Consider the following 16,287-nt stretch of genomic DNA (forward strand, 5'->3'; position numbering starts at 1 on the left):
ACACGCTTTTAACCTGAGACGGCTATAACAATAAGCGCTCAAAAAATGAATCTACTAATAATTTCAATTATCGCCGCGTATTATACCTGTAACGGCATTAATATCCTCAGACGTTGGGATATAGCCACGCCGGAAAGCCGGTGCGTAGAGTCTACCCCTTATATGATCAACAGCCCATTGATTGACTGCAGGGTTAAAAAAAGAAGGATTATTCAGTACAATCTGTGCCTTGGCTGAACCATCATCTTTCACAGCCTGCTGAGAGAAATTAGCATTATGTATTTCATAATTATAGAGAATCTGAGCAATATGTTTAAACTTTGCCCCTGTCATCTGGCATTGAATCCAGAAATCCCAATCCTCATAAGTGGTGTTTGCCCGATAACGGACTCCGCTATCCCAAATACTGCGTCTGAAAACAGCTGCGGGTGGAACTGGATTCTGGGTCCGTAAATATATCGGCTTGAACTCCGGCAAAAGATACTCTGTAACTATATCAGAACGTCGCTCAAGATAGTCAGTATAAACGATTGAAATTAAAGAATTATATTGCAGACAATCAATACAGACAGCAAAATAATCAGGATGAATGGAATCATCGGGATCAAGGCACACAAGAAATTCACCCTGCGCTTTTTCTAGTCCATAATTCCTTACAAGCCCAGGATTTCCACTTCGCGATGGAGAATAAACATTAAAATTCTTACAGGCTAACTTCTGCGCCCATTTTTGCGCCTGCAAAATAGAGTCATCAGTGCTTCCATCATCAACAAAAATTATTTCAACATCATCAAGGCTCATTGACTGATCTGCAATAGAGCTAAAAAAACGTCCGGCAAAACGTCCATAATTATAGTTAGGAATGACTATTGAAAGCAGGCACATAAAACCGTCCGAGTTTTTTACGTTTTCTGTACAAGTATCCTACTTGCCATTTATACAGCAATCTTTAAATTCATCAAAATAAAAAAATAAGGGCTGCCAACATGACAACCCTTAAAGCATCAACACTACCTAAATCCTACTGAAAGAGACCTAAGTATTCCCCATATCCCTTCTCTTTTAGTTCATCCTTAGGAATAAACCGTAAGGAAGCGGAATTTATGCAATATCTTAAACCTGTCGGTTGCGGGCCATCTTCAAAAACATGTCCAAGATGTGAGTCAGCCTTTTTGGACCGGACCTCAACTCTACTCATGAAGAAAGAGCTGTCTTCCTTTTCTACCACATTTTTACCGTCAATCGGGCGAGTGAAACTAGGCCACCCTGTACCGGACTTGAATTTATCCGTAGAACTGAACAGAGCCTCACCGGAAATAATATCCACGTAAATACCTTCACGCTTATTGTCCCAGAATTCATTACGAAAAGAAGGCTCGGTTCCATCTTCTCTGGTTACCTTGAACTGCAAAGGAGTAAGCGTCTTCTTCAATTCACTGTCACTTGTCCGGACAAAATCATTATCCACATCAGGCACTGCGACAGCAGGCTTGTCACTATTTCCCCAGTGTTCTTCTACGAATTTATCGCGACCGGAAAGAAATCTATACCAGTTGTACCTTACCGGATTCTTCTTGTAGTAATCCTGATGGTAATCCTCAGCTTTATAGAACTCCTCAAATGGGATCAACTTTGTGACAACAGGATTATCGAATACCTTTGAAGCATCAAGATCACTGAGCATTTTTTCAGCAATTTTATTTTGATTATTATCATGATAAAAAATTGCAGAAGTATACTGCATCCCCCTGTCGTTAAAGGAACCTCCGGGATCAGTCGGGTCGTGATGCCTAAAAAAAACATCCAGAACCTGTCCATAACTGACCCGCTTTGGGTCAAAATACACTTGAACGGCTTCAAGATGTCCAGTTCGCCCCGAACTGACCTGTTCATATGAAGGGTTATCCACATGCCCTCCAGTATATCCAGAAATGACTCTTTGAACTCCATCAAGCTTTTCAAGATCAGACTCTACACACCAAAAACATCCGCCAGCTAAAGTGGCTATTTCTGTTGAATCATTATCACTCATGGATTTCTCCTTGCTGGCATCAGAGTTTGTAATGAAACCCCCGACTCCCAACACCATAAAAAAAGCAATTAGGAACAAAATCGGTTTTCGCTGTTTCATATCCTTTCCTTGTATTAATAACTAATACTATTAAAGTAGTGTATTTTTTAATCCTGTCAACTACAGTATATCAAATAAAATAAATGAAAATCAGCTCATTTCTTCCAGTATAAATCAATACGTTGATCTTTTATCTGATAGGAAAATCAAAATAAGTTTCAGGGAAAGGTTCGAAGTTTAGCGTAAAGTGCCACCATTCTTCTTTCAGAGGCTTAAACCCGTGCTTGGTCATGACTTCCTGCAATAATGCACGATTGGAGCGAACTTTAAGGGACATTTCTTTGTTTGATGGCCATGACTTAGGTCCAAAAAAATCGAATGGACTGCCCATATCCAATTCCTTCGCAGTTTTCAGATCAATAAGAGTCAGGTCAATTGTAGAACCTCTGGAATGACCTGATTTCGCAGCTATATATCCATCACGGAATAAATTTTTCTTCTGCACATCAGGATAGAAAGAATCTTTCATGCGGATATCTGCCAGATTCTCGGCCCAGCGGACAAAATGATGCACCGCACGTTGTGGTCTATAGCCATCAAAAAATTTCAATCCCAAATCAAACGTTGATAGATCATTTTGCACTTCAGCTAAGGCTTTTGCAGTGACTTCAGTAATTATTATGCGCGAATTCTCATAACCGTCGACCCTCTCCCCTACAAAATTATTCTTTCCGTAGTAACGCACATCACAAACTGCATTAGGTATATATTCATCAATATAACAAAACCCTTTCGGTAAATCTTCTGCCCAGCCAATTCCTTCGACAGCTGAAATGGACAATACCGAAAAAAAGAATAATGAAAAAATTAATCGTAACCGTGTGTTAAGCATTAAATTTACCCAGCCTGATTCTTGCAGATTTAAAACAAAATCAACATCAGCATTAATCCATATATAGTTGACAAAAAAAGGCCGACGATAAAGGCCGGCCTACATTAAAAATTCTATAGCAATCGATCAACCACCGAACCATCCAGGTGCAATAACTTCCATAGCCTTTGTATAGTGAACACGCAGATCCTCCAGCTTACCGGAGATCACTTTTTCATCTTCACCGAGGCTTGTAGGACAAATTTCCTGCATCTGCTCTGTAACAGCTTCGAGCTCTTTCATTATAGATTTTAACATAATAATCTGCTCCTTAGCTGAATCAGATTTATCATCAGCAAGGACATCGTACAAGCGGGCTTTCCATGAATTAAGCTCCATTTCAAGTCCCTTACAATAATGCTTAACAGCCATCTTTTTGCCTTCTTCAGTGCTGCAACCATCAATACCTACACAACTTGGGCAGGGACCAGGATAGTCCATATTAGCCATGATTAACCTCCAATAATAAGTTAATTTTCTTATAATAGGACCATAGCATAAAAAATATTCATGAACATTATTTATTTAAATAAAACAAAAACATTTTTATAATTACCTGTTAATCATAAACAAAATGCAGTAAAAATATCTTTATATAAGATGTTTTAATATCAATGATAGCTCGAAGGCTGAATCCATTTTTTAATATACGCATCAACGTCAAATTTACGCCGGCAACCGCGTTCGTTCATATACCGAATAGATCCGAACACCGGACGCTTTTTCCATGCCCGGTCATGAAGACCTGCAACAGACCAGAGTGCGCCCACATATCCATTCGGATCCCGCCCATCAAGAGCATAGCGGTCATTAAGAGCTATTACTATTTTAAGAGCTTCAGAGGGTGAAGCTGACCACTCCAGGATCTTTTTAGCCCAGTACATACGCATATAACCATGCATACTGCCGGACACAACAAGTTGAGTTTGCGCGGCATTCCATAAAGCGGAATGAGTCACTGCCTTTTCAAATTCTTCATAGCTGTAGAGATAATCGCGAACATCTTCACTATATTCTTCAAGAGTATTGATTGCCCACTGCGGTGCAGCATCTAGTGAATCATATTTTGGTGTATACAGGCAGAAATTGTCAGAAAGCTCCCGCCTGACTATCAGTTCTTCAAGATAGGCCTCCTGATTCACTCCACTACCTGTACATGAAACGGCAAGAGCCGCCCTTTGTGGTGCAAGCTGCCCAAAATGAAAATAGGCAGAAAGTCTGGACGTAGCATTCAAATTAGGGTCATTGCGGCTTTCAGCATATCGACTAAGTCTGTTTTCTATAAAATCTGTAAGAGCAACCTGCCCTGAACTCTCACCCGGACTTAAATCAACAGCCATAACGCTCTCATCCACCTCAATAAAATTTCGGACCTCGGCCCAGTCTATGGGAGATGAACTTATTTTATTTTGATTTTGAGACTGTAGAGCTGGAAATTCTTCCAAAAATTCATGAAGCAATTTTCCGATCTTAGTTCTGATTGTTCTGGCGCCATATTCACGCTTATCAGATACAAAACGGGCTGGAACAACATTATGACCATCCACCTCAATAAATGGAATATTAATGTTACAAGTTACTGTTTCCTGCCATATTTTTTTTATTCGCAGAGGATCGAAGTCTGAAATAATTAAGCCGGCATCCAGCTCTTTGGCTAGATCCGGTATCTCAAATTCAGGAGAACCCATTTTTAAAACAAATGGTATTCCTAGCTGGACAAGACTAAACTCGACTTCCGCTAACCCTTTAAGCATGAAATCATATTGACGGGCTGTAGCCCCGATAAAAGATGGAGCAAGACAAAAGACAACCACCAATGGTCGAGAATTCCCCGCAACATGGCGGGCATGAAGCAGCCCCCAATTATCCTGTACTCTCTGTTCACGGCTCATCCAGTATATAACCGGTCCGCCGGAATCTTTTTCACTATTTAAATAATGTATTCGCCTTGAATCCACACCCGCCATAAAATAACCCTCACTTAGAGCTGGAAATATGACATCTCGGAGCAGGACCATCAACCAGTTCAGGGCCTTCCATTATCCTTTTGCCACTCTTCTCAGCAAGAGACTTTGCCATACCTTTAAAAACAATAGAATGAAATGGATACACGGCCCACCAATAAAGGATACCACCAAGACCACGGGGTAAAAATCTGGCTGTCATAGTTAAAACGGTATCGCCTGCTATGGTTTGCTCTAAAGAAAATTCCAGTAAGGCCTCTCCCGGTAATTTCATTTCAGCCAGCAGCAAGAGTCTCTCATTAGAGCGAACGTCAAGTACTCGCCAGAAATCAAGTGCATCGCCGACAGCAATAGATGAAGGATGCCTACGTCCCCGTCGCAGACCTACGCCGCCGACAAGTTTATCGATCCATCCCCTTATCGACCAAAGCGAATCGCAGCAATACCAGCCTTCGTCTCCTCCTATAGAGGTTATTTTCTGCCAAATACTTTCCGCATCACCAGCTATCTTAACGCGGTAGGCAGAGTGGTAAACAGTTCCTCCGGTATAGCCGGCATCACCACAAACAGACCACTCAGGCTGTTCCACTAGTCCTGCATCAGACCAGCATGTATCGATAACCTGCTGCTCTACCTTTGCAAGAGCACGCCTGACAGCAGTCCTGCAATCAGTTAAACGGCGTGGCATAATCTGTCTAATTCTAAAATCCTTACATACAACCCTATTACGTAGTCCCAGAATTAACGGTCTGGCTAATGCGACAGGTACAGGAGAAACAACTCCCAACCAATGAGATGAAAGCCTTGGAGAAAGAAAAGGAACTGGTATAATCAACCTTTTGCGTAGTCCGGCCTCTTCCTGATAAATACGAAATAGCTTTTCATAAGTCTCAATAAAAGGTCCGCCTATATCAAAACTATCTCCAGCTGTTTCAGGATAGTTAAGACAACCTGAAAGATAAAAAAGAACATCCAGAATACTGATCGGCTGGCTCTCCACCCTTACCCACTTTGGAGTAAGCATAATTGGAAGTCTATCCACCAGATAACGTAATATCTCGAATGAAGCGCTGCCTGAACCAAGAATTACTGCGGCTTTGAATACAGTACATGAGACTGAACTATGTGAAAGTATTTCACCCACCTCAGCGCGGGACTCAAGATGATGACTGATATTCGGGTCGTCTGGAATCATTCCGCCTAGATAAATTATACGCGAAACATCGGCTTTCTCAGCCGCCAAAACTGCATTCTGCGCTGCAATGCGGTCTTTTTCAACAAAGTCTCCGGTCCCGGTCTGCATAGAGTGAACAAGATAGTAAACGGCAAAACATCCATTCATAACTGGATCAAGAGAGTCAATATTAAAAAGGTCCGCTTCCATAACTTCGCAACGAGCGTGACGTGCATAGGAGCGACATTTTAATTTTGCGATAGAGCGTCCAACAGCTCTTACTTTCCATCCCTGTTCCAGCAATTGCGGAACTAAACGTCCACCGACATATCCTGTTGCACCAAGCACACAAATTGTATGATTGGCACGGTCTTCTTCAGCTACATATAAATTTTTAGCTTTATCTTTTTTGGTAATTTGATCAGACATGATTCCTCAACATAAGTTCCGCAGGATAAGGTTTCAGGTAATATTGCATTGCCAAATACTCTTTATCATATTTGCGTACATAATGGTTGAGCAAAGTGATTGGAACTATCAGCGGGATTAATCCATTATGGTATTGATTAAGAACTTCAAGAAGTTCCTGCTTTTCGTCTGCACTGATGTCTTTTTTAAAATACCCCAGCGCATGTGTAAGCACATTGACGTGCTTATTGATCGTCGTTTTATAGCTGAGCGCTTTGAGCAACAGACTAAAATATTGAGGGAATAAATCATCAGAATCTGCACTTCCCGCTGTCGCCACCAACTTCCCCATAGACCGATATATTGTTTCGTTATGAGACATAATCAGCATTTTATGTCTGGAATGAAAATCAACTAATATACCGGGGCTTCTACCGTCCTGCATAGACAAATGCCAGCGACTAAATGTAAAAAGCCTGTTAATAAAATTTTCTCTGATTCCACTATCATGCAAACGTCCGTCATCTTCACACGGCAGCATTGGAAAATGGTCCATAACCATACGAGCCCATATCCCGACTCCAGTATATAGTACTCCACCGTTTTCCTGAAAAACTTTCATTCCCCTCATAGAACCGGAAGGAGATCCATGTTTAAAGATATAACCGCAAAGATTTTCCTTTTCCAGATCTTTCAGCCTCTTTATCCCCCACTCCTGCATTCGCCCTGTCCACTCATCTCCAGACTTGCGGCCAACAAGTCTGGGAGCATTTACATCTCCTATAAGACGCACCGCTTCGCGGGGGATTGGCATCCCGCATTCCACCTCAGGACATACCGGAACCCATTCTACGTAGCTACCAAGTGTATCACGTATATAGTGATCGAGTTTATGTGTCCCGTCATAGCGGACATTTTCGCCTAAAAGACACTTTGCTATACCAACTCTAATTTTACCATTTGAAATAAATTTCTTGCTTTGCATATTACCTGCCCTTCCACTGATTATGCATATAAAAAAAAATATTACTTCAGATATAAAATTAATGCTATAATCATTTACATTATGGGTAACCACAGATGCAAAAATAAAAAATCTAAATTCAAATCAACTAAGATACAGGTCAATCATTATCACGATCATGAACATTATCACGCCAGGTCATAAGTGGAGCACAGCAACCCTGTCCCTCAAAAAGCTGTCGTTTAGCATCCTCACTCTCCTGTGCATCCCTCATCAGAAGGCATATATAACGATTCATACATTTATCCCAGAACAAATCAGGACAACGCTTAGTATACCCGTACTTACGATGAGAAACCTCACATGGGTCTGATATACAACACCATCCGCAACCGACACACTTCTTACTGGACAAAGTAAAAACCGTCCCTGCGGACGGCATATATAGTGTATTTTTCTAAAACGGACTCTGCACATACATTAAAATTATTCATTTATCAGTCCTGAAAAATTAAAAATAAAAGCAAAATTGCAAAATATTTATTATAACAAAGCAAATTATATTTATTTTCTCCTCAAATCAAATTTCAAATTACAATCTACTATAAAAAATAGAACTAATAGGTATACACGATCATTAGTTTCTATTATTATTAACCTAGGATAAAATGCCTTTTATAGATACGGTACTAAAATAAATAATAAAAAAAAGACATACTAAATAAGGAACAAATATAAGTATGCCAAGCCATAGAAAACTTGAATCAGCACTTGAGCAGAGTGAAAAACTCTTTCGAGTACTCTTTGATGCCATCGAAGACTCAGTGATTGTATACGAAATACATACTGACGGTAGCCGTGGACTCATTAAAGACGTAAATAAAGCGGCATGCCGCAGCTTGGGATATACACGCGAAGAATTACTACAAATGACCGTACTAGATATTGATGCTCCAGAATCAAAGGCATGTAACATTTCCCCCAAAACAAGATATTCTGATGGATCAGCGTTATTTGAGGCTGTCAATATAGCAAAAGACGGAACGTCAATTCCGGTGGAAATCAATGCCAGAAAACTAGAATATAATGGAAAACAGATGGTTCTGGCTATTTCACGAGATATTTCAGCCAGAAAACATACTGAAAAACTTCAAAAAGAATACCTGAAAACACTTGAACAGCAGGTAGCACTGCGGACAGCCGAAATTCAAAATATCAATCAATCTCTGCTGGTTCAGGTGAAAGAGAGAAAGGCTGCAGAAAGAAAAGCTGTTAAAGCTGAAAAAGATATAAAAAGCCTCATCGATGCCAGTAATCAGTCAATTTTCATGATAGATTTAGAAGGCAAGGTACTATATGCCAATACCAATTTAGCAAAAAATATCAAAACCACCACGGCTGAACTGATAGGTAAAAATGTATACAATTTCATCCCGGAAGATCTCGCACGGTCACGAAAAAAGTTTCTTAATCAAGCTGCTGAAACAGGAGCTCCTGTACATTTTAATGATATACGAGACGATAAAAATCTGTTTCACAGTATATACCCCATTTTTGAAAACGGAAAAGTCGTTAAATTTGCCCATTACTCAGAAGATCTAAGCAAGGTTCTGGCCGAGCAAAAAAAAGCCAAGCTTGCAATCAAAGATAATGAAGAGCAGTTCAGAGCTCTTTTTGAAGAAAACCACTCTGTAATGTTCATTCTTGAACCAAGTTCAGGAAAAATTATTAAGACAAATAAAGCTGCTGAAAAATTTTATGGATACACACAGGAAGAACTTGAATCAAAGTATATCCACCAACTAAATAGTCTACCTGTCAATGAAGTAAAAGATTTAATGAAGAGAGCCCAAAAGCATAAGCTCAACAGCTTTATTTTCAAACATGTAGTTTCCGGAGACAAAATAAGAGATGTTGAAGTTTTCTCAGGTCCATTCGTCTTTAAAGGGGAAACAAGACTTATTTCTATTGTACATGATATTACAGAGCGCATTGAGAATGAAAAAAAGCTGTCGCTAGCCAAGGAAGAAGCTGTCATGGCTAATAAGGCCAAAGATGAATTCATAGCCAACATAAGCCATGAAATAAGAACCCCTCTAAATGGCATAATGGGCATGCTCCAGCTTATACAAAATTCCGACAGCAAGTATGAAAAAATAGATTATATTGATATTGCACTGCAATCGTCTAAAAATCTGTTGCGTGTTTTGGATGATGTTCTTGATTTTTCAAAAGTTCAGTCAGGGAATTTAGATATAATTAAGGAACCATTTTCCATTAAAAGGCTCATGGATGAGTGTATTAATTTATTTGAATTTCAAGCAAAAGAACAAAATATAGAACTTTCATATAACATCAGCAATGAAGCAGAAGGTTGTTATATGGGCGATGAAGGTCGAATCAGACAGATTCTTTTCAACCTTATTGGTAATGCTCTTAAATTTACCGAACATGGAAAAGTTGTTATTACGGTAACAACTTCAGAGTCATCAACAACAGGTTTTAAATCATTAAACTTCTCTGTTTCCGACACAGGTATAGGAATACCCGAAGATAAAATTGAGTCAATATTTGACTCATTTACTCAAGTAGACGGATCCCTTTCACGCAAATATAAAGGAGCAGGTCTCGGACTATCAATTGTTAAAAAATTAATAGGCTTGATGAATGGATTCATAAATGTTGAGAGCAGAATTGAACATGGGACGACAATAAAATTTTCTCTTAAATTAGAGATTGATAAAACGAACCATAAAACATCAGAAAATAGAGACAAATACTTTACCGATGTCCCTGCTTTAAAAATACTTTTGGTGGAAGATGAATTAGTAAACAGGATGATGGCCAGCAAAATTTTAGAAAAAATGGGACATCAGATTTTTTGCGCTGAAAATGGTCAGGAATGCTTAAATATGCTTGAAAAAGAAACTATTGACCTAATTTTGATGGATATTCAGATGCCAGTTCTAGATGGTATACAGGCAACAAAAACAATCAGAACATCTCATAGATACAAAAACTATCATAGCACACCAATTATAGCTTTATCCGCTCATGCAACCGCTCTGGACAAAAGAAATGCTAAAGATGCAGGTGTTGACGAATACATAAGTAAACCTTTTGAATGGGATGTTTTAGCACGAACACTTGGTAAGTTTGCTTGCGGAGCATAGAAGCACTGAACGAAACTTAACTTGACTTATCAATGTCAATAAACCATTAGCAACGTAACAGACTTCAATTGTCTATATAGATGTGAACATTTAAAAATGGTTTCTATAGATACTGACTCTGTATTTATACGCTTCATTCTACTAAACAGACATACTATTTCAGCAGAGTTCTATAGTGTATGACCTCTGTCTAAGCAGGTATTCCCCAATTATGAATGTATTAATTACCGGTGCTACTGGATTAATCGGTTCCCGCCTCGTACCTATATTATACGCACAGGGATTCAAGATAAAAGCTCTCGTAAGAGATCCTGAAAAAGCCAGAAGAATGTTCAGTGAGCCTATTGAATTTATCTCAGGCGACCTGAACGACGCATCAGCAATTGATACAGCACTTCAAGGATGCCAATATCTTTTCCACCTTGCCGCCGACTACAGACTCTGGGTTCCAGACCCACAAACTATGATCCACACCAACGTTGATGGAACCAGATTGATAATGGAAAGGGCTCTGGAGGCAGGTATAGAGCGTATAGTTTATACATCAAGCGTCTGTGTTCTGGGCTCAAATTCTGACGGCACACCTGCAAACGAGAATTCTGTTTCTACTATAGAAGATATGATCAGCCCGTACAAAAAATCTAAATTTATGGCAGAAGAAGTGGTCATGAAGATGGTCATTAAAAAGAATCTTCCAGCTATAATTGTTAATCCGTCCACGCCTGTCGGCCCCGGTGATTCACGCCCGACCCCAACAGGAACAATGATCCTCAATACAGCCCGAGACGGGGGCATGTTTTATGCTGACACGGGATTAAATGTTGCTCATGTTGATGACATTGCCATGGGACATTTTCTGGCTCTGCAGAAAGGGAAAATAGGACGCAGGTATATTCTAGGAGGTGACAACCTCCATCTCAAAGAACTTTTCACTATGACAGCAAAAACAACAAATAAAGCCAAACCAAGATTTAAAGTACCGTCTGCCATCTTGTACTCAGTTGGGTTTATCGCAGAAAATCTGGCAAAAATTGGGTTAATCAAAGAACCGGTGGCCACATTGGACAGTATTCGCATGGCTGCTAAAAAAATGTATTACAGCTCAGCAAGAGCTGAGAAAGAGTTAGGCTACTCACACCGTCCGGCAGTTGAAGGTGTTAAGGATGCCGTTGCATGGTTTAAAGAAATGAATATGCTTGACTAGCAATTCGTAACTACTCTCGCAGACAAGAATCTGCTCTCTTTATATACAGATAGTTGACATAAGCAGCTTTTCAAAGGCATTTAACTTGCTGGACAAAGCTAGGTACAAATAGAAAAAAGTATTGGAGAAATATATGGGCCAGTATGCAGAAATTTTTAATTCGGATATGCTTGAAAGAATCTTTCCTGCCAGCAAGACAAACGACTTTTTCGAAGCTCTTCTGGGAGATGCAGACGATGGAAGTTACGACATATCTCTGGTATACAAAGATGACAGCATAGATACTGTAAACTTTGAAATTCATTTAAACCAAAGACCTGGATGCTGTCTTGCCTGTAACCTGACTTACGGATTGCCACAGGTATTTTCCAGACATCCTATCATAAACATTCAGGGACTGGCTGAACAAGTTGCAGAAGCTGTCGGTAAAACTGATCGTGTAAACTGGAAACTAGGCTTAACCCAGGAACGGAGCAGTAAACTCCATATTATTCCACTGGCTGTTACACTCAGCTAACAAATTATCTGTAAAAATTATATACCAAAAGGATGAACTTCTATAAACTGAGGCTCATCCTTTTATTTTTTGAACTTATACTTTTTATTTTATACAGAAAATACTTGAATTATAGTTGAATCATACTCACCCAAAATGTATTGTAGTCAAATACAAATGTTTACTCTAGGAGACGGGAATGCTTGAAGAGTTGAGATTCGGGATTTTCTCCAATAATTCAGCAAATATATCTACAGACAGATTAACTCTTGTTGGTATTGGCGCCTCAAAAATATATGTATACTCCACGTGGGAGAATGCAATTGAAGCCCTTGAAGGCAGCATAATTGATGTAGCTATAGTTGACGACTCTCTGCACGACACATCCGGCGCAAAATGTGTGCGCAAACTGAGAAAACATGCAAACAGAGCACTTCCAATTATTATGGTAACTTATGATCAGCGTAAAGACTCAGTTCTAGAGTCAATTTCAGCAGGATGCGGTGGTTATGTTTTGCGCCCCTACAGTATGGAGACTCTGAAACGCCATCTGTTTGCTGCATACGTAAGTGTTACACCTGATGAGATCGAACAGGAACTACTCTCAGCATCATGGGATATGGTTTCAAACGGCAGTTTTGATGAAGCGATTGACGGGTTTGAAGAAATCATTGAGGAACTGACCGATGTAGAGAAAAGTCCCGCTGAAGAATATTTCGAGAAAGGGCTTAATTTCCTGTCGCAGGAAAAATATGGGAAAGCCATTATCGCTTTCAATAAAGCTATTGCTATGAACGAAATGTACGCAGAAGCATACAAAGGAATGGCTGATGCATACAAAGGCAAAGGTGACATGGAAAACTATCAGGAGTATCTGACTAAAGCTGCTGATATATACGCCGTACAGGACTGTCTTGATAATGTGAAAGAACTTTTTATTGAAATTCTTCAAAATGAACCAGAGGCATTGAATCCTTTTAACAGACTGGGAGTACGACTTAGAAAAGAGGGTGATTACAACGGAGCGATTAAAGCATATCATCAAGCCTGCACATTTACTCCAAACGACCCGAATCTTTACTATAATATGGCTCGTGCATATACATATGCCAAAGACTTTGAGAGCGCTCTTAATTATACAGAACTCTGCTTAAGTCTTGATTCAAGTATGGAACCGGCAAGGGCATTGCATACACAAATAGTAAAACAAATCGAAAAAAATAATGGTAAGCGAAACAAAATTGCCACTCCCAAGGTAAGTATGGATGATGAAGATTAGCTTTTCTGGTTATTCCAATACTCTTCAAGGTCTATCAGCTGTTGTTTTATTCTCAGTCCGTGAGCAAAGCCTGTCAATTTTCCATTAGAACCTATCACCCGGTGGCAAGGAATAATCAGAGGAATGGGATTTTTAGAATTTGCCATCCCTACAGCCCTGCTTGCATTTCTGTTCCCGATTTGTTGAGCTATATCTTTGTAGGTACGGGTTTGACCAATAGGTATTTTGCAGAGTTCCCCCCATACTTTCTTTTGAAAATCTGTACCTTGTGGGTTTAATTTCACTTTAAATGAACTTGTCTTCCCTGACAGGAAGTCTTTAATCTGCCGGATAACTCCCACAAAAAATTCATCATTTCTAATCCATTTATCAGAGATATCGAATTCACGTCGACCTTCGCCTGTCTGTAAATGTAAATGACTTAAGCCGTTTTCATTACCGACAAGAATAATCTCACAAAAGACACTGTCAAATTTTGTAAAATAAACACTCATATTAACTTTTCCCAACGAATCCATAAGCACAAAGTCGCATAATCCAGATAAGTACTCCACTTTTCAGCAAAACCCAATACTTCCTTGTGAGATGGTTTATTATCACCATATGTCAAAGCCTTGATTACCCCCAGACCACCGACTGGGAAATTATCCAGGAAACCAAAACCACGCATTGCAAAATAGTAAACTGCTTCAGACAAAATCATACTTATTCTTGCATGAGTTATGTAAATATTTTAATTTTTTTCATATCATCATGATAAATAATCTACTAATTAAATTTTAATTTTTATAAAATTATTACGTTCAAATCGATATCCAAAAAATAGTACAGAAAATCAAACCCAATTGTGGCAACGAATCATCCCACATAAGTCATATAAAATATTGATTCCATATTTCTTAAAAACTACTAAACTTTCCAAGATTTAACAAATATTGCCGTTTACTAAACTTCTGCATATATCAAAAATTATAAATGCAGAGAGAACAAACCTTAAAAAGGAGAATATAATGGAAATCTATAATGCAACATTTCAAGCTGCTGCAGGTAAAGAGAAAGAACTGGAAGTAATTCTACGGGAACTGATTAAAGAAACGGCCAAGGAAGAAGGCTCTGTTGAATATAGACTGCATCGCATTGTTGATGCTCCGGGGAAATACCGTTTCTGCGAAAAATTCAAAGACCAGGCTGCTTTTGATTTTCACTGCAAATCTGATCATTTTCTTAGCGCAATTGCTAAAATGGGCCCCCTGCTCGAAGGAGAAGGAACACTTGAAAAACTGGAACTGGTTGATTCCATTCCAGAATAGATTTTGATTACAAAAAAGCCTGCTTTCATATGGAAGCAGGCTTTTTCTTAATTTTCACAGACAGATTTCGTGCAATAACGACTGATCAAATATAATGCTACAAACGGAACAACTCCTCCGACAATTCCCATTTCTCCAATTACATTTATTTTTGAAGACCACTCCAAGGATATAAGCCCCATAGCAATGGCACCAAATATAAAAAATGAAAATGTGAGGAGTGAAGATGCGGCTCCTATATCCCTATCAACGGTTTCTAAGATCATATGATTACTGATAGGTCTGCTGAGACCTATAAAAAAAGTCATCATAAACATTGCTGCCACAAACATATATTGCGAGAACCCAAGAAATAAAATCCCTAATGCAGCAGATATAACTCCCAAAAGTGATATTTTCAATATTGCAGTAGATGAATATCCAATACATAAGCGTGAACAGGTGAATGATCCAGACATAAATCCTAAAGCATTAAGGCTGAAAAACAATGCATATTGCTGCTCAGTCATACCGAAACCTCTGATATAAATATCAGCTGATCCAGCCAGAAAAGCAAAAAAACTGATACCCACAACTGAAAAAGAGAAACAATAAAGACTGAACTTAATATTCTTAAGAACCACCAGATAACGGGACATTACCGCTAAAATTCCGCCTGATGTCTTTTCAAATTCAGGTTCTTTGAAGAGAATCGCACCACCAAAAGCAATCGATGCAAGCACAGCCTGACAAACAAAAATCCATTTCCACGCCAGATATTTCAGTATCAAACTACCTATCATAGGAGCTACCATAGGGCACAACGGCACAATAACCCCGATATATGCCAGAATCTTTTGCCGCTCCACTCCATGATACAAATCCTTAGTCAAAGCCATGGACAGAGCCGATGCCGATGCCGCCCCTGCAGCTTGAATGATTCTAGATATAACCAAGAACTGTATATTCGGTGAAAATGAACAAAGAAAACATCCGGCCACATACATGCCAACTCCGGCTATAAGCACAGGCTTACGACCGAACCGGTCTGATAAAGGCCCATAAATGAGCATGCAGAAACTAAAAAACACAAAAAACATTATCAGAGATAAATTTACTGATACAAGTGAAATACTCCACTGTTCCTGAATAATAGGCAAAGCAGGTAAATACATATCAGTAGACAAAGAAGGAAAAGCAGCAAGCATAGCTATAAATAAAAAATTAGGCACGATAATACACCATAAATAGATCTAACTATTATATAAAAAATATTTTAGGGGAAAATAAGATAGAAATTCTTATGCAAACCAAGTAGAAATATATCGTTACAG

The 16,287-nt window shown here is 39.1% G+C and carries 16 protein-coding genes; 5 read left to right on the plus strand and 11 right to left on the minus strand.

Features of this window, described 5'->3' with window-relative positions; all coding sequences use genetic code 11:
- Positions 1-63: 63 nt before the first annotated feature.
- The 8 genes from H589_RS0108650 to H589_RS0108685 form a co-directional block, all read right to left on the minus strand.
- The gene (locus H589_RS0108650) at positions 64-885 is read right to left on the minus strand and encodes a glycosyltransferase family 2 protein (RefSeq protein WP_027721659.1); all 822 of its coding nucleotides are present in this window, start codon (positions 883-885) and stop codon (positions 64-66) included.
- A 136-nt stretch (positions 886-1,021) separates the two neighbouring features.
- Positions 1,022-2,032: a peptide-methionine (R)-S-oxide reductase MsrB gene (gene msrB / locus H589_RS0108655; RefSeq protein ID WP_245577079.1), complete on the minus strand. Its 1,011-nt coding sequence runs from the start codon at positions 2,030-2,032 to the stop codon at positions 1,022-1,024.
- Positions 2,033-2,261: 229 nt separating this feature from the next.
- On the minus strand, positions 2,262-2,963 hold the full coding sequence (locus H589_RS0108660) for a M15 family metallopeptidase (RefSeq protein ID WP_051249678.1): 702 nt from the start codon (positions 2,961-2,963) through the stop codon (positions 2,262-2,264).
- A gap of 126 nt (positions 2,964-3,089) precedes the next feature.
- Complete coding sequence (locus H589_RS0108665) at positions 3,090-3,452, minus strand: hypothetical protein (protein WP_027721662.1); 363 nt, start codon at positions 3,450-3,452, stop codon at positions 3,090-3,092.
- A gap of 161 nt (positions 3,453-3,613) precedes the next feature.
- Positions 3,614-4,969 (minus strand): deoxyribodipyrimidine photo-lyase, encoded by a 1,356-nt coding sequence (locus tag H589_RS0108670; protein ID WP_027721663.1) that lies wholly within the window; start codon positions 4,967-4,969, stop codon positions 3,614-3,616.
- A 10-nt stretch (positions 4,970-4,979) separates the two neighbouring features.
- Positions 4,980-6,569: an SDR family oxidoreductase gene (locus tag H589_RS19435; RefSeq protein ID WP_084146923.1), complete on the minus strand. Its 1,590-nt coding sequence runs from the start codon at positions 6,567-6,569 to the stop codon at positions 4,980-4,982.
- Entirely contained in the window at positions 6,562-7,533 is a 972-nt protein-coding gene (locus tag H589_RS0108680; protein WP_027721664.1) for a YbgA family protein, read from the minus strand. The genes H589_RS19435 and H589_RS0108680 overlap by 8 nt, the downstream gene beginning before the upstream one ends.
- 139 nt (positions 7,534-7,672) lie before the next feature.
- The gene (locus tag H589_RS0108685) at positions 7,673-7,927 is read right to left on the minus strand and encodes a hypothetical protein (protein WP_027721665.1); all 255 of its coding nucleotides are present in this window, start codon (positions 7,925-7,927) and stop codon (positions 7,673-7,675) included.
- A 325-nt stretch (positions 7,928-8,252) separates the two neighbouring features.
- Between H589_RS0108685 and H589_RS20365 the strand changes: the two genes are divergently transcribed.
- From H589_RS20365 to H589_RS0108705, 4 genes are all read left to right on the plus strand, one after another.
- Positions 8,253-10,685: a PAS domain-containing hybrid sensor histidine kinase/response regulator gene (locus H589_RS20365; RefSeq protein WP_051249679.1), complete on the plus strand. Its 2,433-nt coding sequence runs from the start codon at positions 8,253-8,255 to the stop codon at positions 10,683-10,685.
- Positions 10,686-10,896: 211 nt separating this feature from the next.
- Positions 10,897-11,889, plus strand: a complete 993-nt coding sequence (gene hpnA, locus H589_RS0108695; RefSeq protein ID WP_027721666.1) for a hopanoid-associated sugar epimerase — start codon at positions 10,897-10,899, stop codon at positions 11,887-11,889.
- A 133-nt stretch (positions 11,890-12,022) separates the two neighbouring features.
- Entirely contained in the window at positions 12,023-12,406 is a 384-nt protein-coding gene (locus tag H589_RS0108700; protein ID WP_027721667.1) for a hypothetical protein, read from the plus strand.
- 178 nt (positions 12,407-12,584) lie between these two features.
- A complete protein-coding gene (locus H589_RS0108705; protein ID WP_027721668.1) occupies positions 12,585-13,664 on the plus strand; it encodes a tetratricopeptide repeat protein in 1,080 nt (359 codons plus the stop codon).
- Here the strand turns inward: H589_RS0108705 and H589_RS0108710 are convergent.
- Positions 13,661-14,158 carry a methylated-DNA--[protein]-cysteine S-methyltransferase gene (locus tag H589_RS0108710; protein WP_027721669.1) on the minus strand — a complete coding sequence of 166 codons (498 nt, stop codon included), beginning with the start codon at positions 14,156-14,158 and terminating at the stop codon, positions 13,661-13,663. The two genes, H589_RS0108705 and H589_RS0108710, sit on opposite strands and share 4 nt — an antisense overlap.
- Entirely contained in the window at positions 14,155-14,367 is a 213-nt protein-coding gene (locus H589_RS0108715) for a DNA glycosylase family protein (protein WP_027721670.1), read from the minus strand. The genes H589_RS0108710 and H589_RS0108715 overlap by 4 nt, the downstream gene beginning before the upstream one ends.
- A gap of 307 nt (positions 14,368-14,674) precedes the next feature.
- Between H589_RS0108715 and H589_RS0108720 the strand changes: the two genes are divergently transcribed.
- The gene (locus tag H589_RS0108720) at positions 14,675-14,974 is read left to right on the plus strand and encodes a putative quinol monooxygenase (protein WP_027721671.1); all 300 of its coding nucleotides are present in this window, start codon (positions 14,675-14,677) and stop codon (positions 14,972-14,974) included.
- Between the two features lie 47 nt (positions 14,975-15,021).
- Here the strand turns inward: H589_RS0108720 and H589_RS0108725 are convergent, their stop codons facing one another.
- Positions 15,022-16,185 carry a Bcr/CflA family efflux MFS transporter gene (locus tag H589_RS0108725; RefSeq protein ID WP_027721672.1) on the minus strand — a complete coding sequence of 388 codons (1,164 nt, stop codon included), beginning with the start codon at positions 16,183-16,185 and terminating at the stop codon, positions 15,022-15,024.
- Between the last annotated feature and the right edge of the window lie 102 nt (positions 16,186-16,287).

Source organism: Maridesulfovibrio zosterae DSM 11974 (genome assembly GCF_000425265.1).
In the GTDB taxonomy this organism is placed as follows: domain Bacteria; phylum Desulfobacterota; class Desulfovibrionia; order Desulfovibrionales; family Desulfovibrionaceae; genus Maridesulfovibrio; species Maridesulfovibrio zosterae.

Bases quoted from the DNA above. Each gene is read 5' to 3' on its own strand.
- H589_RS0108650 (WP_027721659.1), bottom strand. From the start codon at position 885: ATGTGCCTGCTTTCAATAGTCATTCCTAACTATAATTATGGACGTTTT.
- msrB (WP_245577079.1), bottom strand. From the start codon at position 2,032: ATGAGTGATAATGATTCAACAGAAATAGCCACTTTAGCTGGCGGATGT.
- H589_RS0108660 (WP_051249678.1), bottom strand. From the start codon at position 2,963: ATGCTTAACACACGGTTACGATTAATTTTTTCATTATTCTTTTTTTCG.
- H589_RS0108665 (WP_027721662.1), bottom strand. From the start codon at position 3,452: ATGGCTAATATGGACTATCCTGGTCCCTGCCCAAGTTGTGTAGGTATT.
- H589_RS0108670 (WP_027721663.1), bottom strand. From the start codon at position 4,969: ATGGCGGGTGTGGATTCAAGGCGAATACATTATTTAAATAGTGAAAAA.
- H589_RS19435 (WP_084146923.1), bottom strand. From the start codon at position 6,569: ATGTCTGATCAAATTACCAAAAAAGATAAAGCTAAAAATTTATATGTA.
- H589_RS0108680 (WP_027721664.1), bottom strand. From the start codon at position 7,533: ATGCAAAGCAAGAAATTTATTTCAAATGGTAAAATTAGAGTTGGTATA.
- H589_RS20365 (WP_051249679.1), top strand. From the start codon at position 8,253: ATGCCAAGCCATAGAAAACTTGAATCAGCACTTGAGCAGAGTGAAAAA.
- hpnA (WP_027721666.1), top strand. From the start codon at position 10,897: ATGAATGTATTAATTACCGGTGCTACTGGATTAATCGGTTCCCGCCTC.
- H589_RS0108700 (WP_027721667.1), top strand. From the start codon at position 12,023: ATGGGCCAGTATGCAGAAATTTTTAATTCGGATATGCTTGAAAGAATC.
- H589_RS0108705 (WP_027721668.1), top strand. From the start codon at position 12,585: ATGCTTGAAGAGTTGAGATTCGGGATTTTCTCCAATAATTCAGCAAAT.
- H589_RS0108710 (WP_027721669.1), bottom strand. From the start codon at position 14,158: ATGAGTGTTTATTTTACAAAATTTGACAGTGTCTTTTGTGAGATTATT.
- H589_RS0108715 (WP_027721670.1), bottom strand. From the start codon at position 14,367: ATGATTTTGTCTGAAGCAGTTTACTATTTTGCAATGCGTGGTTTTGGT.
- H589_RS0108720 (WP_027721671.1), top strand. From the start codon at position 14,675: ATGGAAATCTATAATGCAACATTTCAAGCTGCTGCAGGTAAAGAGAAA.